The organism is Hasllibacter sp. MH4015 (assembly GCF_020177575.1).
Classification (GTDB): Bacteria; Pseudomonadota; Alphaproteobacteria; order Rhodobacterales; family Rhodobacteraceae; genus Gymnodinialimonas.
Map to the genome: position 1 here is coordinate 913,996 of NZ_JAHTBK010000001.1, position 19,042 is coordinate 933,037.

The 19,042-nt window shown below is 64.3% G+C and carries 19 protein-coding genes; 10 read left to right on the forward strand and 9 right to left on the reverse strand.

Going from position 1 to position 19,042, the window contains the following annotated elements:
- Positions 1-8: 8 nt before the first annotated feature.
- Complete coding sequence (locus KUW62_RS04865; protein WP_224814392.1) at positions 9-716, forward strand: hypothetical protein; 708 nt, start codon at positions 9-11, stop codon at positions 714-716.
- On the opposite strand, the gene KUW62_RS04870 is transcribed toward KUW62_RS04865, so the two are convergent.
- Entirely contained in the window at positions 713-1,405 is a 693-nt protein-coding gene (locus tag KUW62_RS04870; protein ID WP_224814393.1) for a Crp/Fnr family transcriptional regulator, read from the reverse strand. The two genes, KUW62_RS04865 and KUW62_RS04870, sit on opposite strands and share 4 nt — an antisense overlap.
- Before the next feature lie 228 nt (positions 1,406-1,633).
- Here KUW62_RS04870 and KUW62_RS04875 point away from each other — a divergent pair, with 228 nt between their 5' ends.
- Positions 1,634-3,829: a CHASE2 domain-containing protein gene (locus tag KUW62_RS04875; protein ID WP_224814394.1), complete on the forward strand. Its 2,196-nt coding sequence runs from the start codon at positions 1,634-1,636 to the stop codon at positions 3,827-3,829.
- Positions 3,830-3,842: 13 nt separating this feature from the next.
- Here the strand turns inward: KUW62_RS04875 and KUW62_RS04880 are convergent, their stop codons facing one another.
- From KUW62_RS04880 to KUW62_RS04890, 3 genes are all read right to left on the reverse strand, one after another.
- On the reverse strand, positions 3,843-4,637 hold the full coding sequence (locus tag KUW62_RS04880) for a FecR domain-containing protein (RefSeq protein ID WP_224814395.1): 795 nt from the start codon (positions 4,635-4,637) through the stop codon (positions 3,843-3,845).
- A gap of 3 nt (positions 4,638-4,640) precedes the next feature.
- Positions 4,641-5,870 (reverse strand): tetratricopeptide repeat protein, encoded by a 1,230-nt coding sequence (locus KUW62_RS04885; RefSeq protein WP_224814396.1) that lies wholly within the window; start codon positions 5,868-5,870, stop codon positions 4,641-4,643.
- A 212-nt stretch (positions 5,871-6,082) separates the two neighbouring features.
- Positions 6,083-6,901 carry a sulfotransferase family protein gene (locus KUW62_RS04890; protein ID WP_224814397.1) on the reverse strand — a complete coding sequence of 273 codons (819 nt, stop codon included), beginning with the start codon at positions 6,899-6,901 and terminating at the stop codon, positions 6,083-6,085.
- Positions 6,902-7,044: 143 nt separating this feature from the next.
- On the opposite strand from KUW62_RS04890, the gene KUW62_RS04895 reads away from it, so the two are divergent.
- The 4 genes from KUW62_RS04895 to KUW62_RS04910 all read left to right on the forward strand — a co-directional run bounded on the left by KUW62_RS04895 (position 7,045) and on the right by KUW62_RS04910 (position 10,052).
- Complete coding sequence (locus tag KUW62_RS04895) at positions 7,045-8,622, forward strand: DUF5928 domain-containing protein (protein WP_224814398.1); 1,578 nt, start codon at positions 7,045-7,047, stop codon at positions 8,620-8,622.
- 12 nt (positions 8,623-8,634) lie between these two features.
- Positions 8,635-9,018 carry an HIT domain-containing protein gene (locus tag KUW62_RS04900; RefSeq protein WP_224814399.1) on the forward strand — a complete coding sequence of 128 codons (384 nt, stop codon included), beginning with the start codon at positions 8,635-8,637 and terminating at the stop codon, positions 9,016-9,018.
- A gap of 177 nt (positions 9,019-9,195) precedes the next feature.
- Positions 9,196-9,384 carry a zinc-finger domain-containing protein gene (locus KUW62_RS04905; protein ID WP_224814400.1) on the forward strand — a complete coding sequence of 63 codons (189 nt, stop codon included), beginning with the start codon at positions 9,196-9,198 and terminating at the stop codon, positions 9,382-9,384.
- An 11-nt stretch (positions 9,385-9,395) separates the two neighbouring features.
- Positions 9,396-10,052, forward strand: coding sequence for a DUF2459 domain-containing protein (locus KUW62_RS04910; protein ID WP_224814401.1), 657 nt, complete (start codon positions 9,396-9,398; stop codon positions 10,050-10,052).
- Here KUW62_RS04910 and KUW62_RS04915 read toward each other — a convergent pair.
- Positions 10,045-10,545 carry a hypothetical protein gene (locus KUW62_RS04915; protein WP_224814402.1) on the reverse strand — a complete coding sequence of 167 codons (501 nt, stop codon included), beginning with the start codon at positions 10,543-10,545 and terminating at the stop codon, positions 10,045-10,047. The two genes, KUW62_RS04910 and KUW62_RS04915, sit on opposite strands and share 8 nt — an antisense overlap.
- Here KUW62_RS04915 and polA point away from each other — a divergent pair.
- The 4 genes from polA to KUW62_RS04935 are packed head-to-tail and all read left to right on the forward strand — an operon-like array spanning position 10,525 to position 14,837.
- Positions 10,525-13,314: a DNA polymerase I gene (gene polA / locus KUW62_RS04920; RefSeq protein WP_224814403.1), complete on the forward strand. Its 2,790-nt coding sequence runs from the start codon at positions 10,525-10,527 to the stop codon at positions 13,312-13,314. The two genes, KUW62_RS04915 and polA, sit on opposite strands and share 21 nt — an antisense overlap.
- Before the next feature lie 42 nt (positions 13,315-13,356).
- The gene (locus tag KUW62_RS04925) at positions 13,357-13,734 is read left to right on the forward strand and encodes an MmcQ/YjbR family DNA-binding protein (RefSeq protein WP_224814404.1); all 378 of its coding nucleotides are present in this window, start codon (positions 13,357-13,359) and stop codon (positions 13,732-13,734) included.
- Position 13,735: 1 nt separating this feature from the next.
- A complete protein-coding gene (locus KUW62_RS04930; protein WP_224814405.1) occupies positions 13,736-14,275 on the forward strand; it encodes a pseudouridine synthase in 540 nt (179 codons plus the stop codon).
- Complete coding sequence (locus tag KUW62_RS04935; protein ID WP_224814406.1) at positions 14,268-14,837, forward strand: YdeI/OmpD-associated family protein; 570 nt, start codon at positions 14,268-14,270, stop codon at positions 14,835-14,837. Before KUW62_RS04930 ends, KUW62_RS04935 begins: the two co-directional genes overlap by 8 nt.
- 87 nt (positions 14,838-14,924) lie before the next feature.
- Here the strand turns inward: KUW62_RS04935 and KUW62_RS04940 are convergent, their stop codons facing one another.
- The 4 genes from KUW62_RS04940 to pdhA are packed head-to-tail and all read right to left on the reverse strand — an operon-like array spanning position 14,925 to position 18,953.
- The gene (locus KUW62_RS04940; protein ID WP_224814407.1) at positions 14,925-16,265 is read right to left on the reverse strand and encodes a pyruvate dehydrogenase complex dihydrolipoamide acetyltransferase; all 1,341 of its coding nucleotides are present in this window, start codon (positions 16,263-16,265) and stop codon (positions 14,925-14,927) included.
- 22 nt (positions 16,266-16,287) lie between these two features.
- Positions 16,288-16,539, reverse strand: a complete 252-nt coding sequence (locus tag KUW62_RS04945; RefSeq protein WP_224814408.1) for a hypothetical protein — start codon at positions 16,537-16,539, stop codon at positions 16,288-16,290.
- On the reverse strand, positions 16,539-17,924 hold the full coding sequence (locus tag KUW62_RS04950) for a pyruvate dehydrogenase complex E1 component subunit beta (RefSeq protein WP_224814409.1): 1,386 nt from the start codon (positions 17,922-17,924) through the stop codon (positions 16,539-16,541). Before KUW62_RS04950 ends, KUW62_RS04945 begins: the two co-directional genes overlap by 1 nt.
- The gene (pdhA, locus tag KUW62_RS04955; RefSeq protein WP_224814410.1) at positions 17,925-18,953 is read right to left on the reverse strand and encodes a pyruvate dehydrogenase (acetyl-transferring) E1 component subunit alpha; all 1,029 of its coding nucleotides are present in this window, start codon (positions 18,951-18,953) and stop codon (positions 17,925-17,927) included.
- Positions 18,954-19,042 lie beyond the last annotated feature (89 nt).

The window sequence follows — 19,042 nt, forward strand, 5'->3', positions numbered from 1 at the left end:
GTGGAACGGTGTCGGACCTGATCACACAGCTCAACATGGGGACCGGGTCCATCGTGATCCTGCTCATGGGGCTGATCTTCAAGCTGACGGGCTTTGCGGTTCGCGATGAATTGCTGCTCCGGGTGCTCGTGGTCTGCGGTTTCATCTGTGACGCCGCCTACTACTATTTCCGCGCCGACCCGATCCTGCCATCGGTCCTATCCAACGTGGCGCTTCTGGCGATCAACGTGGTCCTGATCGCGGCCATCGCGTCGGAACGTACGACCTGGCGGATGTCGGATGCCGACCGCCGAACCTTCGCCCATTTTCCGACGCTCACACCGGGGCAGTTCCGGCGGCTTCGCAAGATGATGACAGCCGCGACCGAACAACCCGGCGCGGTCCTGACCCGCGAGGGGCGCGCGGTGGACGACCTGATGCTGATCTTTGCCCCGACCATCACGATCACCAAGGGCGGCGAGAGCTTCCCCATCGTCGGGCCCGCATTCGTGGGGGAGGTGGCGTTCCTGACCGGCGATGCCTCCAGCGCCGATGTCTCCCTGCCCGACGGCGGGACGGTCCTGCGCATCGATGCCGCGGCTTTGCGCAGGCGAATGGCGCGAACGCCCGCGTTCAACAATGCGATGGTGGCCCTGTTCGGTGCGGAACTGGCGCGCAAGGTCGCCTATTCCGTGCCGATGGAGGGCGCGGGCAAACAAGGCCCCCGCCCGGCCTAAAGCGGCGCCACGCCCGCCCGTTCCCGGTTCGCCTTGTCCAGCTTGCGCTGGGATTCCAGTTGCAGCGCACGGCTGACGGCCAGCGCGAAATCGTGGTCCATCTCCAATTCGCGGATCAGCCCTTCCCGGGGGAGGGCGAAGATCCGCGCGCTTTGGGTGATTTCCACGTCCGCCGTCGCGTCCGAGCCGTGGATCACCGACATCTCCCCGATCAGCGCGCCGGCCTCCAGCATCGCGACCTCCGCGCCGTGCGCCCGGACCGATGCGTGTCCCGACGCGATGAAGACCAGCTCCTGCACCGGCGCGCCCTGGCGGGCGAGGATTGTGCCCTCCGACACCGTCTGCCACCGCCCGAGGCTCAGGAATTGCCGCGCCAGTTGCGGCGGCAGGCCGGGGAAATGCGCGCTCAAAAATGCCAGCTCGTCCTTCGTGAAATTCGTCTGGCTGCGCGCGCGGATCAAGCGGTAGAGGCCGATCAGTGACAGAAGCACCCAGAACGAACTGGTCAGCAGGGTGGAGATGTTGAAGGCATCGCCAAGCGAGACAAGCGCGAAGGCCGCCGCGACAAGGTTCATCAACGTGTAGGTGAAGGACCGGCCCCGGATGAAGCCAAGTTGCAGCATCCCGTATGACACGACATATATCGCCGCGGCGGCGATGCCGAACGCCGCCCAGATCGAAAACTCCATGCCGCCATCCCTTTGCAGCGTTCCGTGGCACCCGTGTCCGGCCCACGTTGGCGCGGCGCGGCGGGGTGTGTCAAATCCCGATGCGACGCCGGAAGGGTTTGCTACGACACGGAAAATCCGCCAGTGTCGCGGCCAGGACGGGGCCCGGGATCGGCCGGATTGGGCGGGAGCGATGGCCAGAGAGATGTTTGCAGACCACGGACCGGGACATGCAAGGGGGCAGGGGCCATGCAACGGCTGACCTTCGCGCTCGGCCTTGTGGTCACGGTCTTGCTGGTGGCGCTGACCGCGTTTCCCCCGCCGATCCTCGACCGGGCGCGTGACGCCGTCTTCGATGGCTACCAACGCACCGCACCGCGCCCCTTCGATGCGAATGCCCCGGTCCATATCATCGACATCGACGAGGCATCGTTGGACGAATACGGCCAATGGCCGTGGCCGCGCAGCTACTTGGCAGAATTGACCGATCGCCTGTTCGACCACGGCGCGGCGGCGGTGGGCTTCGACGTGCTCTTCCCCGAACCGGACCGCACCTCACCCGACCTGATCGTGGACTCCTGGGCGCGGTTCAGCGACGGCATTCCGCCGGTCCTGCCCGATCTGGGGTTGGAGCCCCACGACGCCCGGTTCGCGCGCGCCATTTCGGGCCGCTCCGTCGTCCTGTCCGTCGCGGGCGGGGTAGAGGGGGTGGTGCCGACCCCCATGGCGGGCTTTGCCGTGACCGGGGACATTCCCAATACGCTCACCCGCTACCCCACTGCCATCGGGAACCTGCCCGAACTGACCGAAGCGGCGGCGGGTCTGGGCACGATCAGCCTGGGCCGGAACGAGGATGGCATCACCCGCTCGGTCCCCATGGTCTCCGACATCGGCGGGGTGCTTGTGCCATCCCTGTCGGCGGAACTTCTGCGCGTGGCCCAGGATGCGGGGGGCTACGTGCTCAAGACCTCCCAGGGGTCGGGAGAGGTGTCGGGCGGCACGGTCGCGGCCACCGCGATGCAGGTCGGCGCGTTCGACTTCCCGCTCGAAGGCAATGGCCGCTTCCGCCTGCATTACGCGGGATTTCAGGAGGCGCGGATCACCCCGGTCGGCCGTGTTCTGGAGGCCGACGGCATCGACCCTGCCCTGCAACAGGTCCTGTCGGGGCGGATCGTTCTGGTCGGCTCATCGGCCCAGGGCCTCTTCGACATCCGCACCACGCCGCTCGATGGCCAGATCGCGGGCGTCACGCTCCATGCCGAGATCATCGAGCAGATCATCGCGGGCAGTTACCTGACGCGGCCCGACTGGATGCGGGGGCTGGAGATCCTGATCGTGGCGCTGGCGGGCCTTCTGCTGTCGATCTGCAACCGTCTGGAACGTCCGCTTCTGGGCCTCGGGGCGGCGGTGACCTTCGGTGGCGGGTCAGTCGCGGGCGGGCTTCTCGCCTTCACGCAGATGGGGCTGCTTTACAGCCCCGTCATGGCGGTGCTGACGGCGGTCATCGTCTATATCCCCGGCACCACGCTTGGCTACCTGTCCAAGGAACGCGCGCGGCGCTCGATCCGGGAACGCTTCGCCCGCTTCCTGCCGCCCCCCCTGATCGCGGAGATCGAGCGCAATCCCGCCGCCGCCCTGACGCCCGAAGGGGCGGAGCGGGACCTGACGGTCATGTTCGTGGACATGCGCGGCTTTTCCACCGTCACCGAAGGCATGCCGCCCGACCGCGTGGTGACGCTGGTCAACACGTTCCTGAGCGCCGTGGCGGAGACGCTGGTGGATCACGGGGCGACAATCGACAAGTTCATGGGCGACGCGGTCATGGCCTTCTGGAACGCCCCGATCGAACGGCCCGACCACGCCGCCGCCGCCCTTGCCGCGCTCCCCGCGATCAACGATGCGGCGGAGCAGGCGAATTTCGCGCTCACCTCCCAAGGCCTGCCGCGTATCGGGCTGGGGGTGGGGCTCAATACCGGCCCGGCCTCGGTCGGGCTGATGGGGTCACGCGACCGGCTCAGCTATACCTGCATCGGCGACAGCGTGACGCTTGCGGCGCGGCTTGAGGGGCTGACGCGCATCTACGGCACCCGCAATTGCGTGGGTCCGATGACGGTGGCGGCTTGCCCGGACCATCTGCTGGCCGTGACGCTGGACCTGATCGCGGTCAAGGGTTTCGCGCGCGCGGTGGAGGTGTCGACCGTTCTGCCGCGTATGACGCCGGGGGTGGAGGAGTTTTCCGCCGCCGTCGCCCGCGCCCGCGCCACCTATATCGCGCGGGATTGGGAGGCCGCGAAGACCGCCTTCATGGATGTCTCCAAGGTCAAGATCCCGTTTTGCAACACCGGGCTCTTCGCGCAGCTCTACCTGGACCGGATCGCGGGCCACCAGCGCGTGCCGCCGCCTGCGGATTGGGCGGGCGAATTCGTGGCCCTGTCGAAACGCTAGGGGCCGGGGCGTCCTAACAGCCGGTGCAGGGAACCGTCACGTTCGGGTTGCGCGGCAGCCACTCGATCAGGTCATCCCAGGTGAAATCGTCGTCGAAAAGGTCGGGATCGAACTCCTCCCCCGTGGTGGAGACGGGGCCGCGATCGGACGGGTTCGGGTCGCCCACGCCGGTGCCAAGGGGCGCGCCGCCGCCGCCGCGCGGAATACCGTCGATCAGCGACAGGACCTGCGCAAGGAAGGCGGGGTTCACACGCCCGATATAGCCATCCTCGGTCAACACACCGCCGGCGCGGCTGGTGCAGGCCCGCTGGCCGCTGGATGCGGTCAGGCACAGCCGTTCGCCCGCCAGAAAGACGGTGATCGTCTCGCCGCCCGCATGGATGATAAGCGCGGAGGAGCCGCGGATGCCGATGGTTGCCGTCGGCGTCGATACCGTCGCCTCCTGCCCCTGGCTGAGGGTGCCGCCGATGAAGCGCAGCGCGCCTTCGGTCATTTGCAGGCCGATCTGGCCGGTGCCGTCGGGGTTGAACACGAACCGGTCCAGCACGATGGAGGTGTTGGGCGCAATCGACAATGTCGTCTGGTCCACGAACAGGATCTGCCCGCGCCCGTTGCCCGATGTCGCGATGCGCTCGTCCTGTACCACGCCGGTTCCCAGCGCCAGCGCGCGGGGTGCGGCGCCCGGCGGCGTGCCGCGCATTGTCGGCTCGCTGGAGGCAACGGTGCCGATGCTTTGGGCGGCCAGCGGCGCGGCAAGGGCCAGGGACGCGGTCGCGGTCGCGGCGAGAAGAAAGGTCTTTACCGACATCATCTAAAACTCCCACCCGATTTGCAGCGTGAAGATCATCTCTTCCGACGGTGTGGTCACACCGCCCGAAATGCTGTCTTCCATGACCTGCGCCACGGTGCTTTCCACGTAGATATCCTCGTAGACGAACGCGCGCAGGAAGGCGGCGTAGCGTTGTTGCTCCAGCCGCGTGGCGGTGCCCGCGACCACCTGGTCCACCTGACCCGCCTCGATGAAGCCGCCCGCGACCCAGCGGTTGGGCAACAGCTGAAAGGACGGATCGAAGGCGTATTGCCCGCTCAACCGGACCGATGCGCCCTCGAACGTGTCGGGGGTCGGATCATCGGCTTGCGTCCGCTCGAACAGGGTCGTGGACAGGCGAAAGCGCAGATCGCGCGAGGGGCGATAGGTCACGCCCAGATCGAATTCGTGGAAATCGAATTCATCGCCCGATGTGTCCAGCGCATAGATCCGCCCGATGTCGAAATCGGCATAGATCGTGACGCGTTCATTGATCGGGTTGATGTAATTCGCCCCCACCGACCAGCTCCGGAAATCGCCGTTCAGCGTCTCGTCGTCACGGAACCAGGCCAATTCGACATAGGGCTGCACGCGCGGGCCATAGGCATCGGCGGCGATGCGGAATTCCGGGCCGGTGCGCAGGCGCAGGTTCTGGCGGTCATTGATGCTGCTGTCGCCGGGCTGGAAGCTCGAATAGCCGAATTCCGTCACCCATTGGGTGGCATTCGCGTCGCCAAGGTCGATGCGCCAATCGAGCGTCGCGTTCAGGAACGCGCCCGCATCGCTTGCGGTATCGGTCCAGGCATAGCCCGCCTCGACCCGGCCCGAAAACTCCGACCCGTCGGCGCGGTCCTGCGTTTCCTCGCGGTAGCGGGCGACCTGCGCCGTCTGCTCGGGCGTCAACGCGCCCGCGGCCTGCGCCGCGGCCAGGTGATATTCCGCCACCTCGTAGGAGCCGAGCGCGAAATAGGCGATCGCCAGTTCCACCCGCGCCGCACTGTTGGTGGGCTCCAGATCGACAAGGCGTTCCAGAGTTGCGGCGGCGGCCTCGAAATCGCGCATCTGCACCGACAGCCGCGCATAGTCCCGCATCAAGGTGCGGTTTGCGGGGTCCGACAACATCTGCTGGAACACCGCCGCGCGCTGCGCCGCAAGGGCGGCGTCTTGTGCAAGTGCGGGGGCGCCGAGAAACGACAGGGCAGCGATTCCGGCCAGAAGGGGGGCTCGAAACATGGTAAATGCCTCTTGAAATAGGGCGTTAGAATTGGCCGGAACGGTACTCCGACCCCTCAATTCAATCAATGAACACCGGCAAAAGCCCGCCGGCGACGTCTGGAAATGCGGCTTTGTAGCAACGCAAGGGCGCCGGTGCAAACCGTCCATGCGCCTGCCATGCTCAAATCTTCGGCAGATGGGTGGGCGCGGTTGCGCGCCGCATCGCGCCCTCAGTCGCCAAGCTTGGCATGCACCTCGTCAAGGTCGATCTCGCCGATGGGCATCTTGTTTCCGGGGTTCTGGAAATCGTATTTGAACAACTCGAAGTCGCGCTTGTAGATTTCATAGACCAGATGCATCGACAGATCGTCGAAGTAATCCTCCACCGGATGGGCGCGCTTGGGGCCGTGGCCTTCGCTTTCGTTGAACCGCGGCACGTCCTTGAGCTTGATCGGATGGGCCCCATCGGTGGCGTCCAGCACGTCCTGCATCCCGTCGTTGAAATTCTCGGTCCAGAAGATCTTGTCGTAACGCCCGCCATTCACGATGAAGGTCGACACGTGGCCCGACATGGCGGACCAGTGGATGTCGGGGTCCATCGGCTTGCGCCAGCGGATCGTGTCGCGCGCGAACAAAAGGAAACGGCGGAAACTGGCGATCTGGTCGAATTCGCCCTTGCCGTCGGCCCCGCCCACCTCGATCCCGTATTTCTGGATCAGGAGCGGGACGAGGTTGCCGCGATACCGCTTGCCGTTGCGCTGGATGCCGCAGATCTTGTCGAAAAACGAGCTCAGGATGCGGGTATAGGGATTGCGCACGCAGGTGAAGGCAAAGCTCTCATGGCCCTTCACGTTCTTCTCGATCAGCGCCTGGCTGCCATCGAATGCCCATTTGTGCATCCTGTCCTTGGCGTCGTGAATGTCGCCGTCGAAGTATTCTCCGTTGTCGGAGTAATACATGATCTGGCCGATCGTCGAGCAGGCGCATTTGGGCACCACACGGTACACCATGCTCTCGCTCGTCGTCATCCAGGTTCCCGGAAAACCCATTGCTCGTTACCTCAGCTGCTGCCCGGTTGGGAAAATTCACCGGGTCTTAGGACATAAATTGCAAAGAAATGGTGTCGCATCAACCGATCTGCGATATTATTGACGGCAACAATAAGCAGAACCTACGGGCAATCGTTTCGAGCATGGCAAAAATCGCCTTCATTCTCCTGTGTCACAAGGATGCGCCAAGCATCATCCAGCAGGCCGAGCGCCTGACGGCGACAGGCGATTATGTCTCGATTCACTTCGATGCCCGTGCCAAGCCCGCCGATTTCGCCGCCATCACCGAGGCATTGAAGGACAATGCGGGCGTGACCTTCGCCAAGAAACGCATCAAGTGCGGCTGGGGGGAATGGTCGCTCGTGCAGGCCTCGCTCCACGCGGTCGAAGCGGCGGTGGAGGCGTTTCCGAAAGCCTCGCATTTCTACATGCTGTCGGGCGATTGCGCGTCGGTGAAATCGGCGACCTACGCCCACCGGTTCCTCGATGCGCGTGACGTCGACTACGTGGAAGCCTTCGATTTCTTCAATTCCGACTGGATCAAGACCGGGTTCAAGGGCGAACGGCTGTTCTACCGCCATTGGTTCAACGAACGCCAGAACAAGCGGCTTTTCTACGCCTCGTTCAACCTGCAACGGCGCCTGCGGATGGAGCGTAAGATCCCCGACGACGTCCAGGTGATGATCGGGTCGCAATGGTGGTGCCTCAGGCGCAAGACGATCGAGGCGATCCTTGAATTCTGCAAGGCTCGGGCGGACGTGATCCGCTTTTTCAAGACCACCTGGATCCCGGACGAGACGTTCTTCCAGACCCTCGTGCGCCACCTGGTGCCCGCGCGAGAGATCGAAAGCCGCACCCTGACCTTCAAGATGTTCAGCGATTACGGGATGCCCGTGACGTTCTACAACGACCAATACGATCTGCTGATCAGCCAGGATTACCTGTTCGCCCGCAAGATCTCGCCGGAGGCGGATCTGCTCAAACGCCGCCTTGGCGCGCTGTGGAATTCCGACCGCAAGGATTTCGCGACCTCGATGGAGGGGCCGAAGCTCCATGCCTTCCTGACCGGGCGGGGGCGGGTCGGCAAACGGTTCGGCACGCGGTTCTGGGAACGCGAAAGCACCCTTGGGCCCGACCGCGACCTCTACATGCTGGTGTGCAAGAAATGGCACGTCGCCAAGCGCCTGCTGAAGGCGTCGTCGGAGAAGCTCGACGTGAAGGGGATCGAATACCTCTTTGACGAAGCGGGGTGCCGGGTGCCGCATCTGGGCGGGATCGAGCGGACGATGGAGAAACGCAACCGCCACCGCCGGGCGCTGATGCGGATGCTGTTCGACTATTACGGGACCGAGCGGCTGATGATCTGCCTCGACCCCGCGAACCTCGACCTGATGCGCGATTTCATGTCCGACCGGGCCAATGCGCGCATTCTCGAGCTGCAATGCAATTTCGACGATCAATACCTGGTGGGCCACGCGCACCGGGTGGGCCTGGCCACGGAAGACACGCCCGGCGAGGTGATCCAGCGCATGTTGCCGACGCTGCGCCACGAATTCCTCGACGAAAGCGGTGCCATCCGGGAGGAGGAATTCCCCCGCCATTTCCGCCTGCGCGAGGACCGCTCCACCGAGGAGAACGCCATCGTGCTGTCCGACTTCTTCGGGATCGAGCCGGAGCTTGGCCGCGAACTGGCCGAAACCCAACACCTGTTTGCCGATTGAGGAGGGCGGGCAATGCCTTATGCCTATGACGATCAGAACATCTTCGCGAAAATCCTGCGTGGAGAGATCCCCAACAAGACCGTGGCCGAAAGCGATCACACGCTGGCATTCGCCGATATCAATCCCGCCGCACCGGTCCACGTGCTGGTGATCCCCAAGGGCGCCTATGTCTGCTTCGATCACTTCGCGGCGGAGGCATCCGATGCCGAGATCGCGGATTTCCACCGCGTCGCCGCGCGCATCTGCGTGGAGTTGGGCGTGTCCCCGGGCGACGGCAAGGCAGGATACCGCACGATTTCCAACGCCGGCGCGGATGCGGTGCAGGAGGTGCCCCATTACCACATGCATATCGTCGGTGGCCGCCCCCTCGGCCAGATGCTGCAAAAGCCTGCCTGAGGGCCTTAACCAAATTGAGCGCGTGACCGCGCATTCGATTTGTAAGAAGGGGGGCGCTGCCCCCGGCCTGCGGCCTCCCCCGAGGTATTTTCGAAGCAAAGAAGGCCATTGCGAGGTCTTGATGGGCCGGGGGCGAGGTGCGATAGACAAGGCGTGAGTGCAGCAAGGATCAAAGCGATGAGCATCGAGGCACCGGAGACCGAAATCGTCACGACGACCCGCGTGGCCTGTGACGGCGGGGAGGGCGCGTTGGGCCATCCGCGCGTCTGGCTGATGATCGACCCCGACACCGGCTTCGTCGAATGCGGCTATTGCGACAAGAAATACATCCACGCCGATTTTGCCGGAGATGCGGGCGTGGCGTGATGGGGCGCGTGATGCGTGTGACAGGCCGCCTCTTCGGGGCGGCCTTTGTCGTTCTGGCGCTCTATCTTGGGGCGGCGGCCCTGGGCGGGCTGGTGCCGGGGCGCACGGCAGATTTGCCTGCGGGCGACGATGTGGAGATCGGCCTGCTCTACGGTTCCATCCACGTTGATTTCCTTCTGCCTGCAACGGAGGGGGCGCGCGCCGCGCTCGGCTTTGCCCGCGCGGCCGGCGTGCCGGTGGACGATCCGGGCGTCGGCCATATCGTGGTCGGCTGGGGCGCGCGGGATTTCTACACCACGACACCGGAATGGGCCGACCTGAGCGCGCGGGCGACGTGGCGCGCGATCTCCGGCGACGCTTCGGTCCTGCGGGTGGACGTGTTCGGCCACGGGGTCGACATGGCGCAAGTCCCCTCTTTCCACCTGTCGCAGGCGCAATACACGGCCCTGCTGGAGGAGATCGCGGCCAGCGCGACCACGGTGCCGGTGGCGGTGCAAGGCCATCGCCCGACCTCCGGTTTCGTTGAAGCCGACGGGCGGTTTCACATTTTCCGCACCTGCAACACCTGGGTCGGGCGCATGTTGCGCGCAGCCGGGGTGGAGGCGGGCATCTGGACCCCCGCGCCCTACGCCCTCCGCCTGTCGCTGTGGCGCGCCGGGCTCAGTTGAGCCGCACATCCTCCGCCCCGCATCGCAGGGTGGCGCGACCCGTCTCCCGTTCAAGGAAGGCGGCGATGTTTTGGCCTGACCACGCCTCGACCGAGCGGCTCGCGATGGTACGGCCCGACCCGATGGTGGTGCCGGTGGCATCGTCGCGACGGGTGTAGGTCATGATCCCGGTCTGCCCGTCCTCGCAGGTGAAATTGGCCAGTTGCCGCCCATTGTCCCAGATGCCGGTGCAGACCGCCCCGGTGGACAGCGACCCGGTCAGAATGCCCTGGTCCCACCCGACCGCACCGCCCACGAACGGCGTGTCGCCCCCGATGCACGCCACGACATGGGTGCAGGACGATTGCGACCCCTCCACGTAGACACAGGGCGGGTCCAGCGCCATCTCGGCCATGGCGGCGCTTGCGAAAATCGCGGTCGCGGCGGCGAGCGTGGCGCGGTAGAAGTGGGCAACGGAATGGAGGGCGCGCATATGGCATTCGGAAAAGGGCATCATCTTCACCTCGTGGATGGATCGGCCTTCATCTTTCGCGCCTACCATGCGCTGCCGCCACTGACCCGTAAATCCGATGGCCTGCCCATCGGCGCGGTGAGCGGATTTTGCAACATGCTTCACAAGATGATTGTGGATAATGCCGGGTCTGACGGGCCGACCCATGCGGCCGTCATCTTCGACAAGGGCTCCCACACGTTTCGCAACGACCTCTACGATCAATACAAGGCCAATCGGGACGCGATGCCGGAGGATTTGCGCCCCCAGATCCCCCTGACCCGTGACGCCACACGCGCCTTCAACCTCGCCTGTATCGAGCTGGAGGGGTTCGAGGCCGATGACATCATCGCCACCTATGCCCGCATGGCGCGGGAAGCGGGCGGGCGCTGTACCATCATCTCGTCGGACAAGGACCTGATGCAATTGGTCGGCGGCGGGGTGGAGATGTTCGATGCCATGAAGAACACCCGCATCGACACCGAAGGGGTGGAGGCGAAGTTCGGCGTCGGCCCGGACCGCGTGGTCGATGTACAGGCGCTGGCCGGCGACAGCGTCGACAACGTGCCGGGCGCGCCGGGGATCGGCGTGAAAACGGCGGCGCTTCTCATCAACGAATACGGGGATCTGGACACGCTTCTGGCCCGCGCGGAGGAGATCAAGCAACCCAAACGGCGCGAGACCCTGATCGACCACGCCGACCAGATCCGCCTGAGCCGCCAATTGGTGCTGCTCGATGATCGCGTGGAATTGGCCGAGACGCTCGATGACCTCGAAGTGCGCGAACCCGATGCCGACGCGCTTCTGGGCTTCCTCGCGGAAATGGAATTCCGCACCCTCACCAAACGCATCGCGGAGCAGATGGGCGCCGAGCCCCCCGTGATCGCCGAGCCGGAGCCTGAGGCCGCCCCTGACGCGCCGGAAATGCCGCCGATCGATCACAGCGCCTATGAGGTTGTGGGCGACCTGGATACGCTCAAGGCCTGGGTGGCCGCCGCCGTGGCACAAGGCGCCGTCGCCTTCGACACGGAAACCACATCGCTGAACGAGATGACGGCGGAACTGGTCGGCGTGTCGCTCTGCGTGGAACCGGGGCGCGCCTGTTACATCCCCTTGCTGCATCGGGGCGGCGGCGATGACCTGTTCGCGGACAACACTTTGGCAGACGGCCAGGTGCCGTTTGACGATGCGCTGGCCGTGCTCAAGCCGATGCTGGAGGATGACAGCGTTCTCAAGATCGCCCAGAACGCCAAATACGACGTGAAAGTGCTGGCCAATTACGGGGTGGAGGTCGCGCCCATCGACGACACGATGCTGCTCAGCTACGCGCTCCATGGCGGTTTGCACAATCACGGCATGGACGGGTTGAGCGAACGCTATCTTTCTCACAATCCCCTGCCGATCAAGTCCCTGATCGGAAGCGGAAAATCCCAGATCACCTTCGACCGCGTGCCGATTGCCGATGCCGCGCCCTATGCTGCCGAAGACGCCGATATCACGCTGCGCTTCCACAAGCTGTTCAAGCCGAAACTGCACCAGACCGGCGTTACGCGGGTCTACGAGCGGCTGGAACGCCCGCTGGTCCCGGTGCTGGCGCGCATGGAACGCTCCGGCATCAAGGTCGACCGGGAGGTGCTGAGCCGCATGTCCAACGCCTTCGCTCAGAAAATGGCAGGGCTGGAGGCGGAAATCCACGAGCTTGCGGGGGAGAGCTTCAACGTCGGCTCCCCCGCGCAGCTTGGCGAAATCCTGTTCGACAAGATGGGGCTCGAAGGCGGCAAGAAGGGCAAGAATGGTAAATACTCGACCGGCGCGGATGTTCTGGAAGACCTCGCCACCGAACATGAATTGCCCGCCCGAGTGCTGGATTGGCGGCAGCTTTCCAAGCTGAAATCCACCTATACCGATGCGCTTCAGGAACATATCAATCCCGACACGGGCCGCGTGCACACGTCCTATTCCATCGCGGGCGCGAATACCGGGCGTCTCGCCTCTACCGATCCGAACCTGCAAAACATCCCCGTCCGCACCGAGGAAGGCCGCCGCATTCGGGAGGCCTTTGTCGCCGAACCCGGCAAGGTTCTGGTATCGCTGGATTATTCCCAGATCGAGCTGCGTATCCTCGCCCATATCGCGGAGATCGACGCGCTCAAGGAGGCGTTCCGCGAGGGGCAGGACATCCACGCCGCCACCGCGTCCGAGATGTTCAACGTGCCGCTGGAGGACATGACCCCCGACGTCCGCCGCCAGGCCAAGGCGATCAATTTCGGCGTCATCTACGGCATTTCCGGCTTCGGCCTCGCCCGCAACCTGCGGATCCCGCGGGCCGAGGCACAGGGCTTCATCGACCGCTATTTCGAACGGTTCCCCGGCATCCGCGACTACATGGACGACACCAAGAAATTCGCCAAGGAACACCTGTTCGTGGAAACGCTGTTCGGCCGCAAAATCCACACGCCCGAGATCAACGCCAAAGGCCCCGGCGCGGGCTTCGCGGGCCGCGCGGCCATCAACGCGCCGATCCAGGGCACCGCCGCCGACATCATCCGCCGCGCGATGGTGCGGATGGATGACGCCATCGCCGACCTGCCCGCCAAGATGCTGCTGCAGGTCCATGACGAGTTGATCTTCGAGGTCGACGAAGACGCCACCGACCGCCTGATCGACCGCGCCCGCGATGTGATGCAGTCGGCCTGCGACCCGGCGGTGCGCCTCGACGTGCCGCTGGTCGTGGATGCGGGGCAGGGGGCCAATTGGGCCGAGGCGCATTAAGTGAATTGATCTACCATTGATCTACCTGGTGGGAGGGCAAACATGGTTAACGAAAGCGGCGGCGATCCGATCGTAACCTGGCCCGAACTCCGCGCCTTCGCCCTCTCCCTCGACCTGCCGAAGGTCGAGGACGCCGTCTCCTGGGGAAACCCAAACCTCAAGGCCCACGGCAAGCTCTGGTGCTGGTGGTCGCCTTACGTCGATGCCGCGATCTTCAAGGGTTCCATAGAAGAACGTGAGATGCTGATGCAGACCGACCCGGAGACTTTCCTGCTTCACGACCATTACGCCAAACACGGCCTGATCCTCGTGGCCGCGGGCAGGATCGACCGCGACTGGGCCGAGGCGCGCCTACGCCGGACCTGGGCCGCGATGGCGCCCCGCAAGTGGCTTGCGGCCTATGAAGCGGGACAGGCGTAAGATGTTGATTGCATTCAATAAACCGATGAATGTGCTGAGCCAATTCACCTCCGAAGGGGGATGGCCCGCCCTTGATCGCTTCGGCCTTCCGAAGGGGGTCTACGCCGCTGGGCGTCTTGACCGCGACAGCGAGGGATTGCTGCTTCTGACCGACGATGGCGGGCTTCAGGCCCGGATTTCGTCACCGAAATTCAAAAAACCCAAGGTCTATTTCGCGCTGGTCGAAGGGGTGCCCGATACCCAGGCTCTTAAAAAACTTGCACAAGGGGTGCGCCTCAAGGATGGGCAAACCGCGCCGTGCGGGGCGGAAGCGGTTCCCGCGCCCGACTGGATCTGGGCGCGTAATCCGCCGGTGCGCATTCGCAAATCCATCACCGATACCTGGCTCAAACTGACCCTCAGCGAGGGCAAGAACCGCCAGGTCCGCCGCATGTGCGCCGCGGTGGGTTGCCCGGTGATCCGGCTCGTGCGCTGGTCCATCGGGCCGCATGATCTGGCGGGCCTTGCCCCCGGACAATGGCGGGAGGTCGTGGGTGTCTGAGGATGAAATCGTGACGGTGCGTACGCGTGCACAATTACGTAAATGGTTGAAAGACAACCACAATTCGAGAACCGGGAACGTTTGGCTCGCCACGTTCAAGAAGCACCACCCCGACTATCTCCCTTGGGGGCAGGCGGTTGAAGAATTGCTCTGCTGGGGCTGGGTCGATGCCCAGGTTGCGGCCCTCGACGACGACCGGATGAAGCATCGCATCGCGCCCCGCCGGGAAAGCTCCGCCTGGTCCGCCGTCAACAAGGAGATCGTGGCGCGGATGCGCGCGGAGGGACGCATGACGCCCGCGGGTGAGGCCAAGATCGCGGCGGCGGAGGCGAACGGAATGTGGTCCTTCCTTGACGACGTGGAGCGGCTGGAAATCCCAGAGGACCTCGCACAAGCCCTTGGTGATGCACAGAAAATTTGGGACGCCTATCCCCGCTCGGTCAAGCGCGGCACGCTGGAATGGATCAAGACGGCGAAAACAGCATCCACGCGTGCGCGCCGGATCGAAGACGTGGCGCAATCCGCTGGCGCGGGCCTGCGCCCGTCGATCTTCCGGCGCTGATCCCCGGCATACCGAAAACCGCGCGCCCCCTTCCATGTGCCCGAAATATCCCGGGGGGTGCGGGGGGCTGGCCCCCCGCGTGCCGCGTCAGGCCAGCATAACCATCGGATTTTCAAGGTTTTCCTTGATCGCGGCCAGAAGCTCGGCCCCGAGCGCCCCGTCAATCACGCGGTGGTCGACCGACAGCGTGACCGACATCACGGTCGCCACCGCCAATTCGCCATCCTCGCCCACGACCGGCTTCTTGACGCCCGCGCCGACCGCAAGGATCGCGCCATGGGGCGGATTGATGACGGCGTCGAAATTCTCGATCCCGAACATTCCAAGATTGGAGATCGCGAAGGACCCACCGACATATTCATGGGGCGCAAGCTTTCCGTCCCGCGCGCGACCCGCCAAGTCTTTCATTTCGCTCGACAAAGCGGACAAGCTCTTCGTGTCGCTGTCTTTCAGCACCGGTGTGAACAACCCGCCTTCAACCGCCACGGCCACGGCCACGTCCGACGGTTTCAGCTTGATCATCCGATCGCCCGCCCAGACGGCATTGGCATCCGGCACCGCCTGCAATGCCAGCGCACAGGCCTTGATGACGAAATCGTTCACCGAAAGCTTCACGCCCCGACCGTCCAACTGCTTGTTGAGCTGGGAGCGGAATTTCAGGAGCGCATCGAGGTGGATATCCCGGCGCAGGTAGAAATGCGGGATCGTCTGCTTCGCCTCGGTCAGGCGGGCAGCAACCGTCTTGCGCATGCCGTTCAGCTTGACCTCTTCGAATTCGCGGCCCTCGTACATCTTGAGGACCTGCTCGGCGCTTGGACCTGTGGGCATCACGCCGCCGCCGGACGCCGCGGCCTTCGGTGCGTCCGCCTTGGCGGTGGGCGCGTCGGCCTTGGCCGCGCCGGGCTGCGCGTTCTCCACGTCCGATTTCACGATGCGTCCATGGGGGCCGGAGCCTTTGATCTGGCCCAGGTCGAGGCCCTTGTCCTTCGCAATGCGCCGCGCCAGGGGAGAGGCGAAAATGCGTTTACCGTCAGAGCCTTGCGTTGCGGCGGGGGCGGCGCTCGCCTCCGTCTCACCACGGCCATATCCCTTGGCCGGCGCGGTCTGATCCGACGCATCCGCGGGGGCCGCGTCGGAGGAGGTGTCTTCCTTGGGTGCCTCGCTGGCAGGGGCGGAGAAATCCTCTCCCTCTTCCCCGATCAGGGCGATGGCGGTGTTGACCTTCACGCCTTCGGTACCTTCCGCGACGAGGATCTTGCCGATCACGCCTTCATCGACCGCCTCGAATTCCATCGTGGCCTTGTCGGTTTCGATCTCGGCCAGAAGATCGCCGGATTGAACGGTATCGCCTTCCTTGACCAGCCATTTGGCCAGCGTGCCTTCCTCCATCGTGGGCGACAGGGCGGGCATGAGGATTTCGGTGGGCATGGGGGTCTCTCCCGATCTTCGCTCAGCTTTCGAGCGTGACGTTCGTGAACGGCGCGCGGGGCGTGGCGCCTTTTTTGAGGGCTTTGATCGCGTCGCTCAAGTCATGTTGCTGCGCGGCGATCCATTCATAGGCCTGTTCGTGGCTGACCTTTTCGGACGTACCGTACTGGTCGGACAAAAGCGCGTCAGGCACCAGCGCCACCACCTCGTCCCCGCCCAGATCGACGGAGACGCGGTAGGCGTCGGCTGTCCCGTTTTTGCCCAGGATCCGCATCAGCGATACGTGACCTGCTTGCAGGCATCGACCACTTCATCGGTGGTGATGAGCGCGTGGCGTTCCAGGTTGGCCGCATAGGGCATGGGCACGTCCTTGCCGGTGCAATTGATGACCGGCGCATCGAGGTAGTCGAAGGCGTTTTGCATCAGGTAGGCCGACAAGTGGTTGCCGATGGAGCAGACGGGGAAGCCTTCCTCCACCGTCACGCAGCGGTTGGTCTTCATGACCGAGGCCAGAAGCGTGTCGTAATCCAGCGGGCGCAGGGTGCGCAGGTCGATCACCTCGGCATTGATGCCGTCCTCGGCCAGCTTCTCGGCGGCTTCCAGCGCGTAAGTCATGCCGATCCCGAAGGAGACGATGGTGACATCGTCGCCTTCGCGGTGGATCTTCGCCTTGCCGAACGGGATGGTGAAATCGTCCATGTCCGGCACCTCGAAAGAGCGGCCATAGAGGATCTCGTTCTCAAGGAAGATGATCGGGTTGGGGTCACGGATCGCGGTTTTCAGCAGGCCCTTGGCGTCGGCTGCCGTGTAGGGCATCACCACTTTCAGGCCGGGGATCTGGCTGTACCACGCGGCGTAGTCCTGGGAATGCTGCGCGCCCACACGGGCGGCTGCGCCATTGGGACCACGGAACACCATCGGCGCCCCCATCTGGCCGCCGGACATATAGAGCGTCTTGGCCGCCGAATTGATAATGTGGTCAATGGCTTGCATGGCGAAGTTGAACGTCATGAACTCCACGATGGGCTTCAGGCCACCAAAGGCCGCGCCCACACCGATCCCGGCGAAGCCGTGTTCGGTGATCGGCGTGTCGATGACGCGCTTGGAGCCGAATTCGTCCAACATGCCCTGGGTAACCTTGTAGGCGCCATTATATTCGGCGACCTCTTCCCCCATCACGAACACGCCTTCGTCGCGGCGCATCTCCTCGGCCATGGCGTCGCGCAGGGCTTCGCGGACGGTCTGGGTCTTCATCGCGGTGCCGTCGGGCCAGTCGGGCGTCGTGTCGGCCTTGGGGGCGGCGGGTGCGGAGGTGGCGGCGGTCTCAGGCTCGGGATCGGCCTTGCCCTCGCTGCCTTCCAGCGCGGCAGGGGCCGGGGCGCTTTCGGAGGATGCGGAGGCGGCGGACATATCCTCCCCCTCTTCGCCGATGATGGCGATGGGTGTGTTGACCTTCACCCCTTCGGTGCCTTCCTCGACGAGGATCTTGCCAATCACGCCTTCGTCGACGGCCTCGAATTCCATCGTGGCCTTGTCGGTTTCGATCTCGGCCAGGATGTCGCCGGATTGGACAGTGTCGCCTTCCTTGACCAGCCATTTGGCCAGGGTGCCTTCTTCCATCGTGGGGGAGAGGGCGGGCATGAGAATTTCTACAGCCATTTACACAGCCTCCCCTTGCGGAACTTCGTCGGCATAGATGTCGGTCCACAATTCTTCGAGCGCCGGTTCCGGGCTTTCCTTGGCGAATTCGGCGCTTTCGTTGACGATTTCCTTGATCTCCTTGTCGATGGCCTTGAGGTCATCCTCAGTCGCGTGGCCACCGGTCAGCAGCATCTGGCGCACATGTTCGATGGCATCGCGCTTTTCGCGCATTTCCTGCACCTCTTCGCGGGTGCGGTACTTGGCCGGGTCCGACATGGAATGGCCGCGATAGCGGTAGGTCTTGATTTCAAGGATGTAGGGCCCGTCACCCGCGCGGCAGACGGCGACGGCCTTTTCACCGGCGGCTTTCACGGCCAGCACGTCCATGCCGTCGACTTCCTCACCCTTGATGCCGTAGGCGGCACCGCGTTCCCAATAGGAGGGCGAGTGGGTGGAGCGTTTGGTGGAGGTGCCCATGGCGTATTGGTTGTTCTCGATCACGAAGATGCAGGGCAGGTTCCACAGCTCGGCCATGTTGTAGGCCTCGTAAACCTGTCCCTGGTTCGCGGCTCCGTCCCCGAAATAGGTGAAGGTCACGCGGTCGTTGCCAAGGTACTTGTCGGCAAACGCCAGGCCCGCGCCAATCGGCACCTGGGCGGCGACGATGCCGTGGCCACCGTAGAAATGCTTCTCCTTGGAGAACATGTGCATGGAGCCGCCCTTGCCCTTGGAATAGCCGCCCTCGCGGCCCGTCAGCTCCGCCATCACGCCCTTGGGGTCCATGCCGCAGGCCAGCATATGGCCGTGGTCGCGGTAGGAGGTGATGCGTTTGTCGCCCTCTTCCGCCGCGGCTTCCAGACCGACCACGACCGCTTCCTGTCCGATATAAAGGTGGCAGAAGCCGCCGATCAGGCCCATGCCATAGAGTTGGCCGGCTTTCTCCTCGAACCGCCGGATCAACAGCATCTCGCGGTAATACTTCTTCAGATCCTCAGCCGATACGTTCGACTTGGTGTCTGCTTTGGCGGTCGATTTGCGTGCAGCCATTCTTCGCCACTCCCCTCCCGTTTCGGGAATAGTTTAACGTTGAACGACTTCATAACAGAGGTTTTGCGCCGAGTCCCCCTGAAAAGCTG